General features: G+C 65.0%; 21 protein-coding genes and 1 tRNA gene. 1 reads left to right on the top strand and 21 read right to left on the bottom strand.

Going from position 1 to position 20,198, the window contains the following annotated elements; all coding sequences use genetic code 11:
- Positions 1–49 precede the first annotated feature (49 nt).
- The 21 genes from cgtA to rfbD form a co-directional block, all read right to left on the bottom strand.
- Positions 50–1,135, bottom strand: coding sequence for an Obg family GTPase CgtA (gene cgtA / locus FK527_RS01030; protein ID WP_144728795.1), 1,086 nt, complete (start codon positions 1,133–1,135; stop codon positions 50–52).
- 185 nt (positions 1,136–1,320) lie between these two features.
- The gene (gene rpmA, locus FK527_RS01025) at positions 1,321–1,590 is read right to left on the bottom strand and encodes a 50S ribosomal protein L27 (RefSeq protein WP_144728794.1); all 270 of its coding nucleotides are present in this window, start codon (positions 1,588–1,590) and stop codon (positions 1,321–1,323) included.
- A gap of 12 nt (positions 1,591–1,602) precedes the next feature.
- Positions 1,603–1,914: a 50S ribosomal protein L21 gene (gene rplU / locus FK527_RS01020; RefSeq protein WP_144728791.1), complete on the bottom strand. Its 312-nt coding sequence runs from the start codon at positions 1,912–1,914 to the stop codon at positions 1,603–1,605.
- A gap of 437 nt (positions 1,915–2,351) precedes the next feature.
- Positions 2,352–2,428: transfer RNA gene (locus FK527_RS01015), tRNA-Pro, on the bottom strand.
- 57 nt (positions 2,429–2,485) lie between these two features.
- On the bottom strand, positions 2,486–3,361 hold the full coding sequence (locus FK527_RS01010) for a TrmH family RNA methyltransferase (RefSeq protein ID WP_144728789.1): 876 nt from the start codon (positions 3,359–3,361) through the stop codon (positions 2,486–2,488).
- Positions 3,358–3,999, bottom strand: coding sequence for a ribonuclease HII (rnhB, locus tag FK527_RS01005; RefSeq protein WP_144728787.1), 642 nt, complete (start codon positions 3,997–3,999; stop codon positions 3,358–3,360). The genes FK527_RS01010 and rnhB overlap by 4 nt, the downstream gene beginning before the upstream one ends.
- Positions 3,971–5,131: a lipid-A-disaccharide synthase gene (lpxB, locus tag FK527_RS01000; protein ID WP_281287808.1), complete on the bottom strand. Its 1,161-nt coding sequence runs from the start codon at positions 5,129–5,131 to the stop codon at positions 3,971–3,973. The genes rnhB and lpxB overlap by 29 nt, the downstream gene beginning before the upstream one ends.
- Before the next feature lie 11 nt (positions 5,132–5,142).
- The gene (gene lpxA / locus FK527_RS00995) at positions 5,143–5,943 is read right to left on the bottom strand and encodes an acyl-ACP--UDP-N-acetylglucosamine O-acyltransferase (RefSeq protein ID WP_144728785.1); all 801 of its coding nucleotides are present in this window, start codon (positions 5,941–5,943) and stop codon (positions 5,143–5,145) included.
- Positions 5,944–5,963: 20 nt separating this feature from the next.
- On the bottom strand, positions 5,964–6,407 hold the full coding sequence (gene fabZ, locus FK527_RS00990; protein WP_144728783.1) for a 3-hydroxyacyl-ACP dehydratase FabZ: 444 nt from the start codon (positions 6,405–6,407) through the stop codon (positions 5,964–5,966).
- Entirely contained in the window at positions 6,404–7,402 is a 999-nt protein-coding gene (gene lpxD / locus FK527_RS00985; RefSeq protein ID WP_144728781.1) for a UDP-3-O-(3-hydroxymyristoyl)glucosamine N-acyltransferase, read from the bottom strand. Before lpxD ends, fabZ begins: the two co-directional genes overlap by 4 nt.
- Positions 7,403–7,417: 15 nt before the next feature.
- Complete coding sequence (locus tag FK527_RS00980) at positions 7,418–7,951, bottom strand: OmpH/Skp family outer membrane protein (protein WP_144728779.1); 534 nt, start codon at positions 7,949–7,951, stop codon at positions 7,418–7,420.
- Entirely contained in the window at positions 7,951–10,248 is a 2,298-nt protein-coding gene (gene bamA / locus FK527_RS00975; RefSeq protein ID WP_144728778.1) for an outer membrane protein assembly factor BamA, read from the bottom strand. The genes FK527_RS00980 and bamA overlap by 1 nt, the downstream gene beginning before the upstream one ends.
- Positions 10,249–10,287: 39 nt before the next feature.
- Positions 10,288–11,649: an RIP metalloprotease RseP gene (rseP, locus tag FK527_RS00970; RefSeq protein ID WP_144728776.1), complete on the bottom strand. Its 1,362-nt coding sequence runs from the start codon at positions 11,647–11,649 to the stop codon at positions 10,288–10,290.
- A 28-nt stretch (positions 11,650–11,677) separates the two neighbouring features.
- Positions 11,678–12,868, bottom strand: a complete 1,191-nt coding sequence (gene ispC, locus FK527_RS00965) for a 1-deoxy-D-xylulose-5-phosphate reductoisomerase (protein ID WP_144728773.1) — start codon at positions 12,866–12,868, stop codon at positions 11,678–11,680.
- Positions 12,865–13,716, bottom strand: a complete 852-nt coding sequence (locus FK527_RS00960; RefSeq protein ID WP_144728771.1) for a phosphatidate cytidylyltransferase — start codon at positions 13,714–13,716, stop codon at positions 12,865–12,867. Before FK527_RS00960 ends, ispC begins: the two co-directional genes overlap by 4 nt.
- 29 nt (positions 13,717–13,745) lie before the next feature.
- Positions 13,746–14,471 carry a polyprenyl diphosphate synthase gene (gene uppS / locus FK527_RS00955; RefSeq protein WP_144728769.1) on the bottom strand — a complete coding sequence of 242 codons (726 nt, stop codon included), beginning with the start codon at positions 14,469–14,471 and terminating at the stop codon, positions 13,746–13,748.
- Positions 14,472–14,533: 62 nt separating this feature from the next.
- Complete coding sequence (gene frr, locus FK527_RS00950; RefSeq protein WP_144728767.1) at positions 14,534–15,097, bottom strand: ribosome recycling factor; 564 nt, start codon at positions 15,095–15,097, stop codon at positions 14,534–14,536.
- A gap of 52 nt (positions 15,098–15,149) precedes the next feature.
- Positions 15,150–15,872: a UMP kinase gene (gene pyrH, locus FK527_RS00945; protein ID WP_144728765.1), complete on the bottom strand. Its 723-nt coding sequence runs from the start codon at positions 15,870–15,872 to the stop codon at positions 15,150–15,152.
- Positions 15,873–15,928: 56 nt separating this feature from the next.
- Positions 15,929–16,852, bottom strand: a complete 924-nt coding sequence (tsf, locus tag FK527_RS00940) for a translation elongation factor Ts (protein ID WP_144728763.1) — start codon at positions 16,850–16,852, stop codon at positions 15,929–15,931.
- Between the two features lie 110 nt (positions 16,853–16,962).
- Positions 16,963–17,715, bottom strand: a complete 753-nt coding sequence (gene rpsB, locus FK527_RS00935) for a 30S ribosomal protein S2 (protein ID WP_144728761.1) — start codon at positions 17,713–17,715, stop codon at positions 16,963–16,965.
- Between the two features lie 397 nt (positions 17,716–18,112).
- Entirely contained in the window at positions 18,113–19,006 is an 894-nt protein-coding gene (rfbD, locus tag FK527_RS00930; RefSeq protein ID WP_144729392.1) for a dTDP-4-dehydrorhamnose reductase, read from the bottom strand.
- 453 nt (positions 19,007–19,459) lie between these two features.
- Between rfbD and FK527_RS00925 the strand changes: the two genes are divergently transcribed.
- Positions 19,460–20,065, top strand: coding sequence for a phasin family protein (locus tag FK527_RS00925; protein ID WP_144728759.1), 606 nt, complete (start codon positions 19,460–19,462; stop codon positions 20,063–20,065).
- The last annotated feature ends 133 nt before the right edge of the window (positions 20,066–20,198 follow it).

Here is a 20,198-nt window from a genome sequence, read left to right as displayed (position 1 = left end):
CTGTTTTTGGGCTTTAACGCTCTATATATTGGCGCAAGCAGCTATCAATTTAGGATTCATCGGAATGCGTTGCCGCCTCCGCCTCGAAGCGCGGATCACGCTCTGGCTGCGCATTTTCGGCTTTTTGCTCGGCCTGCACGTGCTGGTAGATGGCCTGCATCAAGGGCGCGCAACCTTCGCGCGTGAGCGCCGAAATCTCGAACACCGGCCCTTTCCAGCGCATGCGCTTGACGAAGTCCTTGACGCGCGCCGCACGCTCTTCGGCCGGCACCATGTCGAGCTTGTTGAGCACCAGCCAGCGCGGCTTGGCGTACAGCTTGGGATCGTATTTTTTCAGCTCGCCCGCGATCGCCTTGGCCTGCGCCACCGGATCGACGCCAGGGTCGAACGGCGCCAGATCGACGATGTGCAGCAGCAAGCGCGTGCGCTGCAGGTGGCGCAGAAACTGGTGCCCCAGCCCCGCACCTTCGGACGCGCCTTCGATCAATCCCGGAATGTCGGCGATCACAAAGCTCTGCTCCGGCCCCACGCGCACCACGCCGAGGTTCGGGTGCAGGGTCGTGAACGGATAGTCGGCGATCTTGGGGCGCGCGTTCGAAACTGCGGCGATCAGGGTCGACTTGCCCGCGTTGGGCATACCCAGCAGCCCCACGTCGGCCAGCACCTTGAGCTCGAGCTTGAGGCTCTTCCGCTCGCCCGGCCAGCCCGGCGTTTTCTGCCGCGGTGCGCGGTTCACGGCGCTTTTGAAGCGCAGGTTGCCAAAGCCGCCATCGCCACCCTTGGCAAGCAGCACCTTTTCGCCCGGCGTGAGCAGCTCGTGCAGCACTTCGCCCGTCTCGGCATCGCTGATGATGGTGCCCACGGGCATCTTCAACGTAATGTCGTCTCCGGCCGCGCCGAACATGTCCGAGCCCATGCCGTGCTCGCCGCGCTTGGCTTCGAAGCGGCGCGTGTAGCGGAAGTCGACCAGTGTGTTCAGATTGGGATCGGCAAGCGCATAGACATGCCCGCCGCGCCCGCCATCGCCACCGTTGGGGCCACCGAACTCCTTGAATTTCTCGTGCCGAAACGACACGCAGCCGTTACCGCCGTCGCCGGCGGCAACGTCAATAGAGGCTTCATCGACGAACTTCATGAGAATCCAGTGTACGCAAGTGCAAAAACCACGCCGCAGGCAAATGCCTTGCCTCGGCAAGAACCGTCAAGCTGCTGTCCAAACTGCAAATTGCAAGCCGCACCCAGCAGCAAAGAGTCGCGCCGAAAATGCGAAAGCCCCGACCAAGCGGGGCTTTGCCGATTGCAGCGCAAGAAAGCCCGTGCTCAGGCTACCGATGCTGCAGGGACCACGCTGACCGTATGCTTGGACAAGGCACCCTTGGTGCCGAACGACACCTGGCCATCGACCAGTGCATACAAGGTATGGTCGCGCCCCACAGCCACGTTGGTGCCGGGGTGGAAGCGTGTGCCGCGCTGGCGCACGATGATGGAGCCTGCGCTGATCGCCTGGCCGCCGAAGGCCTTCACACCCAGCATCTTGGGCTTGGAGTCACGCCCGTTGCGCGTAGAGCCGCCGCCTTTTTTCTGTGCCATGACTTTCGCTCCTCAGACGGAAATTGCACCGATTTGCAGCTCCGTGAACTGCTGGCGGTGGCCTTGACGTTTTTGGTAGTGCTTGCGACGACGCATCTTGAAAATGCGCACCTTGTCGTGCTTGCCATGTGCCACCACAGTGGCCACGACCGTCGCACCGGACACCAGGGGTGTGCCCACCTTCAGCTCGGCGCCGTTTCCGACAGCCAAAACCTGGTCGATCACAATTTCCTGGCCTACGTCCGCAGCAATCTGTTCTACTTTGATCTTCTCGCCGGAAGCAACGCGATACTGCTTGCCACCGGTTTTTATGACCGCGTACATATGGACCTCTTCTGAATTTTTCGACAACAAACTCTGCATCTTTTTGCAGAACCAGAAATTTTACCACGCAGATTCCTACAGCGCCAAAATATGCCTTGCTCGAGGGCGGACATCGTGCCAAAGCGTGGCAGACCGTGCGGCTGCTCGATATTCCCGTGGATCGCCAGCAAGGGGCATAGGATGCACTGCACGACTACGCCACTGACCGCGCGTTTTCCGATGCGCTCAAAACTGCTGCTGCCGAGCACTATGGCACCGCAGGCCGCGCCTTCCTCGAGCGCCTGGCACGCCATGGCCGCAGCAGGGCGGTTTTCCCCGCAACGCTGGAAGCATCCCAAGCCAGCGCCAAATAGCAATGAAATGGCAACCAGAACCCGGATTTTCCGCAAAAAATACAAAGGGCTTACGCAATCTCTCACGTAAGCCCTTGATTTTATTGGTCGGCGTGGCGGGATTCGAACTCGCGACCCCTTGCACCCCATGCAAGTGCGCTACCAGGCTGCGCTACACGCCGATGAGCTTTTGATTATATGCGAAACGGAGCACCTTCTCACACGACAACAGGCTAAGCCTATTTGCTGTAGTGCGGCAATGGCATGCCCTGCGCCTGCACCGCACTTGCATGCAGGCAGATTGCCGCAGCCGCTGCGACGTTGAGCGACTCTTCCCCGCCCGGCTGCGCAATGCGGATGCGCTGCGCGGCGCGCGCTTCGAGCGCGGGGGTAACGCCCTGCCCTTCGTGCCCCAGCACCCAGGCGCAGGGCCAGGGCAGCTTGGCCTCGTGCAGAAAATCGCCCGCGTGCGAGCTCGTGACGAGCAGCGGCAACGCCAGCGCCTGCACATCTTGCAGCGTCAGACCTTCGACCAGCCGCAGCGCAAAGTGTGCACCCATGCCGGCGCGCAGCACCTTGGGCGACCACAGCGCGGCGCTGCCCTTGAGCGCGAGCACCTGGCCAAAGCCAAAGGCCGCGGCACTGCGCAAAATGGAGCCCACGTTGCCCGCGTCCTGCACACGGTCGAGCACCACGGCGGCGACGTCGGACTGCAAGCCCGCGGCAGGCGGAAGATCGAGCACGTAGCCCATGCGAGCCGGCGACTCGAGCATGCTCACGGCGGCAAAGAGCGTATCCGAAAGCACTACCACTTTGTGAGTTGCCTGCGCCCATTCCACGGGCGCCAGAGGCCAAAAAGACTCTGAAAAAACGGCCACGCTTGGCTGCCAGCCGCGCGCGAGCGCCGCACGGCACAGGTGGTCGCCCTCGACCCAGACCTGGCCCTGGCTGCGGTAGGCCGTGCTGTCCTGCGCGAGGCGGCGCAGCCCCTTGACGAAGGCGTTGTCGCGCGAATGGATATGCGTGACGGCGGCCTCTTGCTTGGCGGACGCTGGCTCGGCTCCGGGTGCCCGCGGGCCACCAGCCGGACGCGGCTGGCGTTTGTCGCCGCTCATGCCGCGCGCTCCAGCAGCTGCGCGACGGGCGCAAAGCTGCGCCGGTGGTGCGCGCAGGGGCCGTGCGTGCGCAGCGCCGCGAGGTGCGCCGCGGTGCCGTAGCCCTTGTGTGCGGCAAAGCCGTATTGCGGATAGTCGGCGGCGATGCGCTCGCACCACTGGTCGCGCTGCACCTTGGCCAGAATCGACGCGGCCGAGATCGCCGGCACCAGCGCGTCGCCGGAAACGATGGCCTGCGCGGGCATGTCGAGCGCGGGCAGGCGGTTGCCATCGACGAGCGTGAGCCGCGGCTTGAGCCGCAGGCCCTGCACCGCGCGCACCATGGCGAGCAGCGTAGCCTGCAGGATGTTGAGGCGGTCGATTTCTTCCACGCTGGCCTCGGCGATGCTGCAGCACAGCGCCTTGGCACGGATCTCGTCGTAGAGTGCCAGGCGCCGCTTGGGGCTGAGCTTTTTGGAATCGGCCAGACCCGCGATGGGCTGCAGCTCGTCGAGGATCACGGCAGCCGCGACCACGGGGCCCGCGAGCGGGCCGCGCCCGGCCTCATCGACGCCCGCCACCAGCGCAACGCCATGCGCAAGGTGCAAAGAATCGAACAGCGCCGGCTGTTCAGCGGACAAGGATTTTTTCGATGGCATCGGCGGCGAGTTGCGGGGTGTTGCGTTGCAGGCTCTCGTGCAGCGCGTCGAAACGCTGCACGAGCGCGTATAGGGTGTCCGGCGCCTGTGCACGCGCGTCGAACCATTGCAGCGTCGCCGCGGCGAGCGCCTGCGGCGTGGCGGCGTCCTGCAGCAGCTCGGGCACGACGAAGTCGCGGCACAGGATGTTGGGCAGGCCCACCCAGGGCTGCAGCTGCTTGCGCCGCATGAGGCGCCAGCTCAGCGGGTGCATGCGGTAGGCGATCACCATGGGGCGCTTGAACAGCGCCGCCTCCAGCGTGGCCGTGCCGCTTGCGATCAGCGTCACGTCGCAGGCGGCGAGCACCTCGTGCGAGCGCCCTTCGAGCACCTGCACCACAGCGCCCAGGCCGCGCGCCTCGAGCTGCTGCACGATGCGCGCGCGCAATGCGGGCAGCGCAGGAACCATCATTTTGATTGCTGGCTGTGCTTGATGGATCAGCGCTGCAGCGTCAAAAAACGCTGGCGCAAGGTAGTGCACTTCGGCCGCGCGGCTGCCCGGCAACAGCGCCAGCACAGGCGCATCCTGCGGCAAGCCGAGGGCGCGGCGCGCCGCCGCCTGGTCGGGCACGCGCGGAATCACGTTTGCCAGCGGGTGACCTACGTAGGTCGCGGCGATGCCATGCTGCGCGAGCAGCGCGGGCTCGAAGGGAAACAGACACAGCACGTGCTCGGCGCTGCGGCGGATTTTTTCCACGCGCTCGGGCCGCCAGGCCCAGATCGAGGGGCACACGAAGTGCACCGTCTTGACGCCCGCGGCGCGCAGGTCGGCTTCCAGGCCCAGGTTGAAGTCGGGCGCATCGACGCCGATGAAAACGTCCGGGCGCTCCTGCAGCAGGCGCGCACGCAAGGCGCGGCGGATCGCCACGATGCCCGCGAGCCGGCGCAGCACCTCGAAGCTGTAACCGTGCACGGCGAGCCGGTCGCTGGGCCACCAGGCGTCAAAGCCGCGTTCGCGCATGCGCGGCCCGCCGATGCCGTGCGCCGCCACCTGCGGCCAGCGCGCCTGCAACCCCTGCAGAAGCAGGCTCGCGAGCAGATCGCCCGAGGCTTCGCCGGCCACCATGGCCACACTCGGTGCGGTCGCAGGCACGGCCACTCCCTTCAGCGCACGATGCCGCGGCGCGAGCTGTCGAGGAAGGCCAGCATGCAGGCCACGTCCTCGGCGGCGTCGGGAAATTGCGCGGGCAGCGCGGCCAGCGCGGCGCGTGCGGCTTCGAGCGTGAGCCCCTGGCGGTACAGCAGGCGGTGCATTTGCTTGATGGCCGCAAGGCGCGTCGCAGAGAACCCGCGCCGGCGCAGCCCCTCGAGGTTGAAGCCGTGCACTGCGAGCGGGTTGCCACCGACGAGCATGAACGGCGGCACGTCCTGCGAGACATGGCTGCCAAAGCCCACCATGGCGTGCGCGCCGATGTGCACGAACTGGTGCACGCCCGTGAGCCCGCCGACGATGGCCTGCTCGCCAATATGCACATGGCCTGCGAGCGTGGCGTTGTTCGCAAGGATGGTCTGGTTGCCGACCACGCAGTCGTGCGCGATGTGCACGTAGGCCATGATCCAGTTGTCATCGCCCACCGTGGTCACGCCGCGATCCTGCGCCGTGCCGAGGTTGAAGGTACAAAACTCGCGGATGGTGTTGCGGTCGCCGATGACGAGCTCGGTCGGCTCGCCCGCGTATTTTTTGTCCTGCGGCACGGCACCGAGCGAGGCGAACTGGAAGATACGGTTGTCGCGCCCTATGCACGTGCGCCCTTCGATCACACAGTGCGCGCCTATGGTAGTGCCCGCACCTATGCGTACCTGCGCGCCGATGACGGCGTACGGCCCGACCTGCACCGAGGTGTCGAGCTCGGCGGCGGGATCGATCAGCGCAGTGGAGTGAATCAGCGTGCCTGGGGCGGTCATCGCGCAAAGCTGCTGGCGCGTCACTCGACGTTGCGTATGGTGCACATGATGGTGGCCTCGCAGGCCACTTCATCACCCACCATGGACTTGCAGAGGAAGCGGTACATCCCGGCGCGCGCGCGATCCAGGGCCGAGTGCAGCACCAGCTGGTCACCCGGCTCCACCGGGCGCTTGAAGCGCACGCCATCGATGCCCACAAAGTAAAACACCTGGCCGTCGCCCAGGCGGATACCCTCGGTCTCGAACGACAGCAGCGCGCAGGTCTGCGCCATGGCTTCCAGCATGAGCACGCCGGGCATGACCGGGCGCTTGGGAAAATGGCCAGCGAAAAAAGGCTCGTTGATGCTCACATTCTTGATAGCGCGCAGCGTCTTGGCCTGCAGATCGATGTCAAGCACGCGATCCACGAGCAGAAATGGATAGCGATGGGGCAGCAGTTGGAGGATTTGGTGAATGTCCATCATCGGGGGTCGTCTTTGGATTCTTGCAATGCGCGCTCCAGGGCCCTGACGCGCTCACGCAGCTTGTGGAGCTGCTTGAGTGCGGCGGCGTTTTTTTCCCAGCGCGCATTGTCGTCTATGGGGAAGATGCCAGTGTATTGCCCCGGCTTGTGCAAAGAGTGCGTGACCAGGCTCACGGCCGAAATGTGCACGTTCTCGGCCAAGCTCAGGTGCCCGAGCACGTTGGCCGCACCACCTATGGTGCAATGCGCGCCTATGGTCGCGCTGCCAGCGACGGCGGAACAGCCCGCCATCGCCACATGACGGCCTATGTGCACGTTGTGGCCGATCTGGATCAGGTTGTCGAGCTTGACGCCGTCTTCGATCACGGTGTCGCGCAGCGCCCCGCGGTCTATGCAGGTATTGGCGCCGATCTCGACGTCGTCGCCTATGCGCACCGCACCGAGCTGTTCGATCTTGACCCACGCGCCGCCCCCCTCCTGGGCGAAGCCGAAACCGTCCGCGCCTATGACCACGCCGGGGTGCAGCAGGCAGCGTGCGCCGATCTCGCAGCGCGCACCCACCGTGACGCGCGAACTCAGCACCGTGTGCGCGCCTATGCGCGCGCCGCGCTCGACCACGCACAAGGGGCCTACCGTGGCCGTGGGGTGCACCTCAGCCGAAGACGCGACGACGGCGCTCGGGTGAATGCCGGGGGGCTCTGCGGATTCGTGGCGCTGACGCCAGAGCTGCGTGAGGCGCGCAAAATAGACGTAAGGGTCTGGCGTGACGATGCACGCGCCACGCGCGAGCGCCTGCGCACGCAAGGCAGGCGCCACGATGACGCAGGCCGCGCGCGAGGCGGCCAGCTGCGGCTGCAGGCGCGGCTGGTTCAGGAAGCTGATGTCACCCGGCCCCGCGGCATCGAGCGGCGCGATGCCTGCGATGAGCGCATCGCGCTCCCCGCCTTCGAGCACGCCACCGAGCGCATCCACGATCTCCCCGAGACGCAGACTCACGCGTCACCCGTGCGCTTATTTGCCGCCGACAGAGGCGTTCAGCGCCTTGATCACCTTGTCGGTGATGTCGTACTTGGGGTTGATATAGACGGCCTCTTGAATGATGAGGTCGTATTTTTCGGTCTCGGCGACTTGCTTGACCACCTTGTTGGCGCGATCTATCACCTGTGCGAGCTCTTCGTTCTTGCGCGCGTTCAGGTCTTCCTGGAACTCGCGGCGCTTGCGCTGGAAGTCGCGGTCCTGGTCCACGAGCTGGCGCTGGCGTGTTGCCCGCTGGCTCTCGGCCATGGTGGGCGCCTCACGTTCAAACTTCTCGGTCGCTGCCTTGAGGGCGTTGCCCTGGTCGATCAGCTCTTTTTCGCGGCGCGAAAACTCTTGTTCGAGCTTGGTCTGCGCCGCCTTGGCGGTGTTGGCCTCACGGAACACGCGGTCGGTGTTGACGAAACCGACCTTGAAGTCCTGCGCCTGCACCGGCGCAGCAACTGCCAGAGCGCCGATCAAAGCAGCGGCGCCAAGGCAACGGGAAAGGGTGGAGGAGAGGACTTTCATCAGAACGAGGTACCTATCTGGAATTGCAGTTTCTGGATTCTATCGCCGGCGAATTTATGCACCGGCTGGCCGAAGCCCAGGCGCAGCGGCCCGAGCGGGGATATCCAGCTCAAGCCCACGCCCACCGAGGCACGCAGCTGGCTGAATTCGAACTTTTCGTCTTCGCCATAGACGTTGCCAGCATCGACGAAGGTGTAAATGCGCAAAGTGCGGTCATTGCCGGCGCCGGGGAACGGCGAAATCATTTCAGCATTCAGCGTGAGTTTCTTGGTACCGCCGAGCACGGCCCCCGTCACGTCACGAGGCCCGAGCGTGCCCTGCTCGAAGCCACGCACCGAGCCCAGACCGCCCGAATAGAAGTTTTTGAACACCGGGAACGGCCGTCCGTTGAGACCCTTGCCCCATCCAATGTCGCCGTTGAACGCGAGCGTATAGCGCTTGTTCAGCGGTATGTATTGCTGGTATTGGTAGGTGCCCTTGACGTAGCGCGCATCTGACGCCGCCGACCACTCGGACATGAAGCGCTGGTAACGCCCCGCCGTAGGCGCGAGTGCGCTGTCGCGGCTGTCGCGCGACCAGCCTATGGTCAATGGCATGCCAGTGCTCGTGAAACCAAAACGCGTCGCGTAGTAAAGATACGCGGCGGGGATGTTGGTGCCGGACTTGATCTTGGTCTGCTCGAGCCCACCGCCAAAATACACCGTATCGACTTCGCTGAACGGCACGCCAAAGCGCAGAGAGGCGCCCGTGGTGTCGATCTCGTAGTCGCCCCCCTGCTCGGCATAGGGCTTGTCGGAGCGGTAGTACAGGTCTATCGTACGCGAGACGCCGTCCTGGGTGAAATAAGGGTCGGTGGTGCTGAGCACCAATGTGCGATGGTATTTGCTGGTATTGACCTCGACACCGAGGTAATTGCCCGAACCAAAGACATTTTCCTGTTTGATGGCAAACGACAGCGTGACTTTTTCCGCACTCGAAAAGCCCGCCCCCAGCTGCAGCGAGCCGGTGGGCTTTTCGGTCACGTTGACGACCAGATCGACCTGGTCGGGCGCGCCGGGAACCTCATCGGTTTCGACGTTCACTTCGGTGAAATAACCGAGCCGGTCCACCCGGTCGCGCGAGAGGCGGATTTTGTCGCCGTCGTACCACGCGGATTCAAACTGCCGGAATTCGCGGCGGATCACCTCGTCGCGCGTGCGGTTGTTGCCCGTGACGTTGATGCGGCGCACATAGGCGCGGCGCGAAGGATCGGCACGCAACACCAAAGTGACGCGGCCGTTTTCGCGGTCGAGCTCGGGCACGGCCTCCACGCGCGCAAAGGCGTATCCGAAGCGCGCGAAATTCTCCGTGAATGCCTTGGTGGTTTCGGTCACCTGATCGATGTTGTAGGGCTCGCCCGCGCGGATCTTGACCAGGGACTTGAATTCGTCCTCGCGCCCGAGGTAATCACCCTCGAGCTTGACGGCCTGCACCACGTAGCGATCACCTTCGTGCACGTTGATGACGATGGAGATGTCTTTCTTGTCGGGCGAGATCGCCACCTGCGTCGATTCGATGCGGAATTCGAGAAAGCCGCGCTGCAGATAGTACGAGCGTAAGGACTCGAGGTCGGCATTGAATTTGGCGCGCGAATAGCGGTCCGACTTGGTGTACCAGCTGAGCCAGCCGCCCGTGTTGAGGTCAAACAAGTCCTTGAGCGTGGATTCGCTGAACGCCTTGTTGCCGACGATGCGCACCTCCTTGATGCGCGAAGCCTCGCCCTCGATCACGGTGAAGGTCAGATTGACGCGGTTGCGCTCCACGGGCGTCACCGTGGTCACGACTTCGGCGCCGTAGAGGCTGCGGTTGATGTATTGGCGCTTGAGTTCCTGCTCGGCGCGGTCGGCGAGCGCCTTGTCGAACGGCCGCCCCTCGGCGAGACCGACCTCGCGCATGCTTTTCTTGAGGGCATCCTTGTCGAACTCGCGCGTGCCCACGAAGTCGACCTCGGCGATCGTGGGGCGCTCCTCGACCACGACCACGAGCACGTTGCCCACCGCCTCGAGCCGCACATCCTTGAACAGGCCGAGGACATACAGGGCGCGGATGGCCGCAGCGCCTTTGTCGTCGTTGTATTCATCACCGACCCGAAAAGGCAGGGACGCGAACACCGTGCCCGGCTCCACGCGTTGCAGGCCCTCGACGCGAATGTCTTGCACCTTGAAGGGCTCGAGCGCCCACGCCGCATGCGCAGCAAAAAAAAGAGCGGCGAAGGCCGATGCAGTGCGCACGCCAAGGCGATGGAAGTGATGTTTCATGAAAGAAAATGCAAGCCGCAGTATCGAAACCGGGAAAGTTCAGCCAAGAAAGCGGGAAATGTCGTTGAACAGTGCAATCGCCATCATCAGCAGCAGCACTGCCATGCCGCCACGCTGCAATGGCTCGAGCCATGCATCAGGCACTGGCCGCCCCGTCACGCCCTCCCAAAGATAATACATCAGGTGTCCGCCATCGAGGACGGGCACGGGCAGCAGGTTGAGCACGCCCAGGCTCACGCTGATCACGGCCAGAAAGGCAAGGTACGGCGTCAGTCCCAGACTCGCGGAACGGCCGGCGTAGTCAGCAATGGTCAAGGGGCCGCTCAGGTTTTTCAGCGAGGCTTCGCCGATCAGCATGCGCCCCATCATGCGCAGGCTCAGCACTGAAATGTCCCAGGTGCGCGCGAACGCCTTGCCCAGGCCCTCCAGCGGACCGTAGCGCACGCGCACGAATTCGGGCGCCGCGCCCACGTAAGCGCCGATGCGGCCCACGACGCCCGTGGGTTCCTGGTGCGGCTCGGGCTGCACGCGCAACTGCAGCGTCGTGCCCGCACGGGCGATGCGCCAGGTCTGCGCCTTGGCCTCGCCGTCCTGCACGGCCTGGCGTATGAGCTCGCGCAGTTGCTGGCCATCGGCCACAGGGGTCGCGTCGACCTGCAGCACGAGGTCGCCTTCCTGCAGGCCCGCGCGCTGCGCCGGGCTGCCGGGCATGACCTCGCCGAGCACCGGGCGCGTCCACGGGCCCGCGATGCCGATTTTGCGCAGCATCTGCGCGTCGGCCTCGCGCGTGTCGAACTGCGTCAGGTCGAGCAGCACTTCGCGCCGCAGTGCGCCCGGCGCGGGCTCGACTTCCAGGCGCACGACGACGCCTTCGAGCGCCCCTTGCGTCAAAATCCAGCGCAGGTCTTCGAACGAGCGCACGGGCTCGAGCTCGGTCGCGCCCAGCGCTGCACGCTGCACCAGCTCGCCGCCCTGCAGTCCGGCCGCTTGCGCTATCGAGCCCGGCAGCGGACTTGCCAGAGTGGCCTTGGGCTCCTGCACGCCTATCCAGTGCACCAGCGCATACAAAAGCACCGCGAGCAAGAGGTTCGCGAGCGGTCCCGCGGCGACGATGGCCGCGCGCGCGCGCAAGGGCTGGGTGTTGAACGCGAGGTGGCGCTCGTGTGCTGGCACCGGTGCCTCGCGCTCGTCGAGCATGCGCACGTAGCCACCGAGCGGAAAGGCGCCAAGGACAAACTCGGTCGCGCTGCCCTTGGGCTGCCAGCGCAGCAGGGGCTTGCCAAAACCTATGGAAAAGCGCAGCACCTTGACGCCGCAGGCCACGGCCACGCGGTAGTGACCGTATTCGTGCACGGCAATCAACAAACCCAGCGCGACGAGAAAGGCAGGCAAAGTCAGCATGGCGCGATTCTCGCCGTTCTTTGTGGCATCAGGCGCCCAGGCGCGCGATGGCCTGCGCGGCCGCGCGGCGTGCCTGCGCGTCGAGCGCCAGCAGAGCCGCCAGCGTGTCGGCCTGCGCGGGCGCCACGGCTGCGAGCGTATCGTGGTTGACGGCGTAGATCTGGTCGAAGCGTATGCGCCGCGCTAGAAAGGCCGCCACGGCCTCCTCGTTCGCGGCGTTGAGCACGGCCGTGGTGCCGCGCGGAGCGGCGAGCGCCTCCCAGGCCAGGCGCAGGCCCGGAAAGCGCTGCGCATGGCCGTGCTCGGCCACGTCCTCGAAGGTCATGGCCGAGAGCGTGCGAAAGTCCAGCGCCGCCGCGCCCGATTCGACACGCTCGGGCCACGACAGGCCGTAGGCGATGGGCACGCGCATGTCGGGCGTGCCCAGCTGCGCCACTACTGAAGTGTCGCGGTATTGCACCATCGAGTGGATGATGCTCTGCGGGTGGATCACCACCTCGAGCTGCGCGGGAGCCAGCCCGAACAGGTAGCGCGCCTCTATCACCTCGAGCGCCTTGTTCATCATGGTGGCCGAATCGACCGAAATCTTGCGCCCCATGCTCCAGTTCGGATGCGCGCAGGCCTGCTCGGGCGTCACGTCGCGCAGCGTGGCCGGCGCGCGCGTGCGAAACGGCCCACCCGAGGCGGTGAGGATGATCTTTTCCACGCGCTGCGCCCAGGTCGATGGGTCTTCGGGCAGCGACTGGAAAATCGCCGAGTGCTCGCTGTCTATGGGCAGCAGCGTCGCCCCGCCGGCGCGCACGGCACTCAAGAACACCTCGCCGCCCACGACCAGCGCTTCTTTGTTGGCGAGCAGCAGGCGCTTGCCCGCACGTGCCGCGGCCAGGCAGGGCGCGAGGCCCGCAGCACCCACAATGGCCGCCATGACGGTATCGACCTGTTCGTGTGATGCTATTATTTCAAGAGCTTCTTGCGCTTGCAGCACCTTGGTTGAAAGGCTATTTTGCTCTAATTTTTCGGCAAGCAAGCGCGCATGCGGGGCGCTCGCCATCGCAGCCAGCCGCGGGCGAAAACGCGCGCACTGCTCCAGCAGCAGATCGACCTGCGTCGCCGCGCTCAGGGCTACCACCTCGAAACGCTCGGGGTGACGCGCCACCACATCGAGCGTGTTGGTGCCAATCGAGCCCGTCGAGCCCAGAACTGCGATGCGCTGCTTCATAGCCAACGGGTGAGCATCATCGCCAGCGGCAGCGTGGGCAGCAGTGCATCGACACGGTCGAGCACACCGCCGTGCCCTGGCAACAAACCGCTGCTGTCCTTGACGCCGGCGCTGCGCTTGACGAGCGACTCCACGAGGTCGCCGACCACGCTCATGGCGCCAAGAAACAGCGCCACGAGCACGAGCAAGCCCGCGCCGCCCTCGGACATCACCCAGCCATAAAAGCTCGGCCCTTGTCCCGGCCAGTGCGTGTCCGCTGCAGCCCAGCCGAAGGCGAGTAATTGCACGCCGATGAGGCCGCCCCAGACGCCCTCCCAGGTCTTCCCTGGGCTGATCGTGGGCGCGAGCTTGTTGCGCGTCCAGCGCAGGCCAAAGGCGCGGCCGCAAAAGTAGGCAGAAATATCTGCGACCCACACCAGCACCAGCACGGAAAGCAAAAAGTTGACGCCTAGGCGGCGCGCCTGCGCCAGCGCAAGCCAGGCGAGCCACAGCGCCAGCAGGCCGCCCAGCAGCCGCAGCGCCCGCGGAATGTGCGGCCAGCCCGCCACGCCGGCGCGCAGCAGCCAGGCGCCGCCCAGCACCCAGGCCAGACCCGCAACCAGCCACAGCGTGCGCAAAGGCTGCTCCACCCAGCCGAGGCGCCAGGTGAGCGCGCACAGCAGCAGACACACCGCACCCAAGGCCAGCGCCGCCACCTGCCCCAGTCCGTTGAGCCGCCCCCACTCCCAGGCACCCGCCGCCACGAGCGCCAGCACCACGCCCATCAATGGCAAGGGCGTGGGATAGAACAGCGCGGGCAGCAAAATGGCCAGCAAGACAATGGCGGTGATGATGCGTTGGCGCAGCATGAAAGTCTCCTTGCCTTCGCCCGGTTAGCTCAGGAAGCCACCGCGCGCACCTGCTCGGACGTCTTGCCGAAGCGACGCTCGCGCGCGGCGTAGGCGGCGATGGCCTGGTCCAGCGCCGCTTCGTCGAAGTCGGGCCAGAGCTTGTCGCTGAAAAACAGCTCGGAATACGCAGCCTGCCAGAGCAAAAAATTGCTCAGGCGCATCTCGCCGCCCGTGCGGATCAGCAAATCCGGGTCCGGCACATGGGCCAGGGCCAGCGCGCCAGGCAGGCTTTGCTCGGTGATGGCTTCGCCACGTGCAGCGAGCGCGGCCGCCGCCTGCGCGATGTCCCAGCGACCGCCGTAGTTGAAGCATACGTTGAGCACGAGCCGCGCCGGCTCTGCCAGACTGGCCGTATTTGCCTCAGCCTGCGCGAGCCCCTCGCGCACCCGCGCCGAGAGGCCGGCGCGCTCACCCACGCAGTAAAGCCGCACGCCGTCTTTTCGCAGCAAAGGCACTTCACGCGCAAGCGCCAGTGCCAGCAGTTCCATGAGGCCGGAGACTTCTTCGGCGGGACGGCTCCAGTTCTCGGAAGAAAAAGCAAAAACCGTGAGCACCTTCACGCCGCGATCGAGGCAGGCGCGCACACAGCGACGCAGGGATTCGACGCCCTGCCGGTGTCCGGCCAGGCGCGGCAGAAAGCGGCGCGTCGCCCAACGACCGTTGCCATCCATGACGATGGCGATGTGGTGCGGCACCACGGGGAAAGAGGACATGGAGGAATGCCGTGTGCGCAAAAACTTCACCTGAAAAAGCCAAACCGATCAGCGGATGCCGCTCACACCGCCATGATCTCTTGCTCCTTGGTCGCAACCAGGGCATCGATCTCGGCGATGTGCTTGTCGGTGGCCTTTTGCACCTCGGCTTCGGCGCGCTTTTGCTCGTCCTCGGAGATGAGCTTGTCTTTCACGAGGCGCTTGAGCGCGTCGTTGGCCTCGCGGCGCAGGTTGCGCACGGCCACTTTGGCGTTTTCGCCTTCGTGGCGCGCGAGCTTGGCCATCTCCTTGCGCCGCTCCTCGCTCATGGGCGGCATGGGCACTCGGATCAGGTCCCCCATGGAAGCCGGGTTCAGCCCCAGGTCGCTCTCGCGGATGGCCTTTTCGATCTTCGCGCCCATGCCCTTTTCCCAGGGTTGCACGCTGATGGTGCGCGCGTCGAGCAGCGCCACGTTCGCCACCTGGCTCAGCGGCATCATGGAGCCGTAATACTCCACGTGCACGGTATCGAGCAGCGCAGGGTTCGCGCGGCCTGTGCGGATTTTCTGCAGGTTGTTCTTGAACGCCGCGATCGACTGATCCATCTTGCTCGCAGCGGTGTTTTTGATTTCGGCAATCGTCGTCATGGGTTCTCCTCGAGGCCGCGGCACGCCTGCTTGCGCACCTCCAGCCTGCCCGTCAAGCGTAAACCAGCGTACCTTCGTCTTCCCCGAGTACCACACGCAGCAAGGCGCCAGGCTTGACGATGGAAAACACGCGCACAGGGAGTTTTTGGTCGCGGCACAGCGCAAAAGCCGTCGCGTCCATGATGCCCAGGTTGCGCGCCATGGCCTCGTCGAAGCTCAGGCGCGTGTAGCGCTTGGCCTCGGGGTCTTTTTGCGGGTCGGCAGTATAAACACCGTCCACCTTCGTGGCCTTGAGCACCACTTCGGCGCCGACCTCGGCGCCGCGCAGCGCCGCCGCAGTGTCGGTGGTGAAAAACGGGTTGCCCGTGCCGGCCGCGAACACCACCACCTTGCCCTCCTCGAGGTACTGCAAGGCCTTGGGGCGTACGTAGGGCTCCACCACCTGCTCGATGGCAATCGCGGACATCACGCGCGCCGTCAGTCCATTCTTTTCCATGGCGTCAGCCAGCGCGAGCGCATTCATGACTGTGGCCAGCATGCCCATGTAATCGGCCGTGGCCCGGTCCATGCCGGCCGAGCCACCCGCGACGCCACGGAAGATGTTGCCGCCGCCGATCACGACCGCCACCTCCACACCGAGGCGCGTGACCTCGGCGATTTCCTCGACGATGCGCCCTATGGTTGCGCGGTTGATGCCGAAGGCGTCCTCGCCCATGAGCGCCTCACCAGACAACTTGAGCAAAATGCGCTTGTGGACTGGTGTGGCAATGGACATGGATCGCTCCCAAAAAGATGGACAGAGGTTGGCAGGGGTTGGCAGACGGACCGCAATCAGGCGGAAGCCTTGGCAGCAGCCACCTGGGCGGCGACTTCGGCCGCAAAGTCGTCCGCCTTCTTCTCTATGCCCTCGCCGACCACGTAGAGCGTAAAGGCCTTCACCGAGGTGCCACGCTCCTTGAGCATCTGCTCCACGGTCTGCTTGTCGTTCTTCACGAAAGCCTGGTTCATCAAGGACACTTCCTTGAGGAACTTCTGCACCGCGCCCTCGATGCGCTTGGACACGATCTCGGGCGACTGCACGGGCTTGCCCTCGGCCTGCGCCTTGGCGGCATCTTCGGCGGCCTTGCCTGCGGCCACGGCGCGTTCTTTCTCGATCAACTCAGCCGGCACCTCGGCGCTGGTCAGCGCCACGGGCTTCATCGCGGCGATGTGCATGGCCACGTCCTTGGCGGCGACTTCATCGCCCTCGTACTCGACCACTACGCCGATGCGCGTGCCGTGCAGGTAGGAGGCGAGCTTGTTGCCACCTTGGAACGCCTTGAAGCGGCGGAAGGTCATGTTTTCGCCGATCTTGCCGATCAGGCCCTTGCGCACGTCTTCCAGCGTGGGGCCGAAGCTGTCCTGGCTGTAGGGCAGCGCGCCGAGCGCCACCACGTCGGCCGGGCCGTGCTTGGCCACGAGTTCGGCCGCGGCCTTGGCCATGGCGATGAAGCTGTCGTTCTTGCTGACGAAGTCGGTCTCGCTGTTGACCTCGATCATGCCGCCCGTGCTGCCTTCGATGAAGATGGCGACCACGCCTTCGGCCGTGATGCGCGAGGCCGCCTTGCCGGCCTTGGTGCCGAGCTTGACGCGCAGCAGCTCTTCGGCCTTGGCCATGTCACCGTCGGCTTCGGTGAGGGCTTTTTTGCACTCCATCATGGGGGCGTCGGTCTTGGCACGCAGCTCAGCCACCATGCTTGCGGTAATTGCAGCCATTTGTATTCCTTCCGTAGTCAATAGCAATAGGGGTGAATCAGATTTCGGGCTCAAAAAAGGGGCCCGCCATGAGCCCCTTTCGTTTGGCGCAGCAGCGCATGGGCCTTGCGTCAGGCCGCAGACTCTTCCACTTCGACGAACTCATCGGAACTTTCGGCGGCAACGGCCTTGACCACTTCGTTCACCGCGTTCGCACGGCCTTCGAGGATCGCGTCGGCGATACCACGCGCGTAGAGCGCCACGGCCTTGGCCGAATCGTCGTTGCCGGGGATCACGTAATCGATGCCCTCGGGCGAGTGGTTGGTGTCCACCACGCCGATCAGCGGGATGCCGAGCTTTTTGGCCTCAGCCACGGCAATCTTGTGGTAGCCCACGTCGATCACGAAGATGGCGTCGGGCAATGCTGCCATGTCCTGGATGCCGCCGATGTCACGCTCGAGCTTGGCGAGTTCGCGGTTGAAGTTGAGCTGCTCTTTCTTGCTCATGTTGTCGAGCCCAGCCTCGATCTGGGCCTTCATGTCCTTGAGCCGCTTGATCGAGCTCTTGACGGTTTTGAAGTTGGTCAACATGCCGCCCAGCCAGCGCTGATCCACGAAGGGAACGCCAGCGCGCCGCGCCTCGGCGGCCACGAGCTCGCGCGCCTGGCGCTTGGTGCCCACCATCAAAATGGTGCCGCGGTTGGCGGTGAGCTGGCGTGCAAATTTCTGCGCCTCCTCGAACATCGGCAGGGTTTTTTCGAGGTTGATGATGTGGATTTTGTTGCGCTGCCCGAAGATGAAGGGAGCCATCTTGGGGTTCCAAAAGCGCGTCTGGTGACCGAAATGGACGCCAGCTTCCAGCATTTCGCGCATGGTGATAGACATAAAAATTCTCCAAAGGTTGGGTCTGAAATCCAGCCCCCTTCTTTGCCCGCCATGCCCGGCCTTGTTCAGGCCATCGACAGCGGTGCAACACCTTTACGGGGCTGGTTTGCGATTGGTTTTGCTGTGGGGCATGCGCCCGCAAGGGTGACGCCCAGAGCAAAACCTGCGGATTTTAGCATTGTCGGCCTCGCCCAACGGCAGACACTACACCGGCTCGTGCACTGAGGCTCCCCTAGGAGCCTGTCGGACTTTGGGCGTCGATAGCGAGAACGCGCCCCAGCGAGGCCAGTTTTTGCCGGATTCGCAGCCCCATAGTGGCGCTATGGGGCAAGAAGCCGGTAAAAAATGGGCCGCTGCGGCGCATTCGCAGCCGACGACTCCAAAGTCCGACAAGCTCCTAGCCCAGGACTTCCATGAGCATGCGCGCAACGCCCTGTTGCCACGGCGGCAAGACCAGGTCGAAGGTGGACTGGAATCTGGCGCAGTCCAGGCGCGAATTGTGCGGGCGCGGCGCCGGCAGCGGGTAAGCGCTCGCGGGGATGGGGAGCAGCTCATTTGCTTTGATTTCGAGAGCTGGCTGCGCTTGCTGCGCCTGCTCCAGCACGTATTTTGCATACGAAAACCAGGTGGCCTCGCCCGCCGCGGCGAGGTGGTACAGACCGGCATCCTGCGGGTGCGTCAGCAGGTGGCGAATGGCGTGGGCGCTGCAGTCGGCCAGCAGCTCAGCCCCCGTGGGCGCGCCCCACTGATCGTCGATGACGGTGAGGCGCTCGCGCTCCTGCGCGAGGCGCAGCATGGTCTTGGCAAAGTTGCCGCCGCGCGCGCCGTACACCCAGCTCGTACGCACGATGAGGTGCCGCGCGCCAGAGTGCACGATGCGCTGTTCGCCCTCCCACTTGCTGCGACCATACACGCTCAGCGGTGCCGGGGCATCGGTTTCGCGCCAGGGGCGGCTGCCGCTGCCATCGAAGACATAGTCGGTGCTGTAGTGCACGAGCCAGGCGCCCAGGCGCGCGGCTTCTTCTGCAAGCACGCCAGGCGCGACGGCGTTCACGGTGTGCGCCAGCTCGGGCTCGCTCTCGGCGCGATCGACGGCGGTGTACGCGGCAGCGTTCACGATGACCTGCGGGCGCAGGGCGCGCACGGTGGCCGCCAGATCGGCCGGGCGCGACAGGTCGCCGCAGTGGTCGCGGCTGTGGCGGTCTAGCATGGTGAGCTGGCCCAGCGGCGCCAGGCTGCGCTGCAGCTCCCAGCCGAGCTGGCCGTTTTTGCCCAAAAGCAGGATGTTCATGGGTGGGTGCAAGTTGGTGGGCGCACGGCGGGTGTGCGCCGCTCGCGTGCAAAAAAGCGCTGGCGCAGCAGCGCCTAGGAGCCTGTCGGACTTTGGAATCGTCGGCTGCGAATGCGCCGCAGCGGCCCATTTTTCACCGGCTTCTTGCCCCATAGTCCCGCTATGGGGCGGCGAATCCGGCAAAAACTGGTCTCGCTGGGGCGCATTCTCGCTTTCGACGCCCAAAGCCCGACAGGCTCCTAGCGAAAGGCGCCGTCGAATCGGCCGCTCGAGCCATTATCCATGCTGCATGGCAGGCCATCGAGGCGTCGCGCAGACGGCACAAAACCGCGCAACCAGACACAGCGCCGCATTCGCGCATTACACTTTCAGGAGCATGCAGCCGCCCATTGTCCTTGGACTGCGTGCCGCTGCGCCAGGAGGGCTTGCTCTTGGCAATTCCTCGGAGGACCTATGGCGAAAAGCTTGCAAAGCGTCGGTAACGACAAGAAAAAGAGCGAAAAAAGTGCAAAAAGCGATGCCCGGCTCGCGCGCACCGTGCAGGACTCGGCGCAGCAGATCTGGCTTGCCGGCTTGGGCGCCTTTGCCAAGGCACAAGAAGAAGGCAGCAAAGTGTTCGAGGCCCTGGTGAAAGAAGGCCTGGACATGCAGCGCAAGACGCAGAAAGCGGCGCAGGACAAAATCACCGAGGCAGCCAACCGCATGGGCTCGCTGACCAGCGAACTGGGCTCGCACACCTTTGGCGGCCTGGACAAGCTCGAATCGATTTTCGAGGAGCGCGTGTCCCAAGCGCTGGGCAAGCTCGGCGTGCCCACGGCCCACGATCTGCGTGCGCTGCAGGATCGCATGGACGCGCTCACGCACAGCCTGAACCGGGCCACGGCCCAGCGCAGCGCTGCCGCTGCGCCCCGCGCCACCACGGCACGCCGCAGCGCCGAACAAGCGCCCGCCGAAGCCGCGCCAACGCAAAAACCGGCGGCTGCGCCCGTTCAGTCCACGCCACGCGCACGCAAAACCGCGGCGGCGGCCAAAAGCGCCGCGCCCTCAGCCAAGACCTGACGCATCGGGCAATGCGCCAGCGGCTGCGTCCTTGCGGGCGGGCGCAGCCGCTGCATGCAGCGCAAGGGCTGCACCAATATTGCTGCATTGCACAAGACAGGCTCGGTTAGAGTAAGCGCTGGAGACAACGAGC

It is taken from the genome of Extensimonas perlucida (assembly GCF_007655255.1).
Taxonomy (GTDB): domain Bacteria; phylum Pseudomonadota; class Gammaproteobacteria; order Burkholderiales; family Burkholderiaceae_C; genus Extensimonas; species Extensimonas perlucida.
This window is presented reverse-complemented; position numbering and strand designations above follow the sequence as displayed.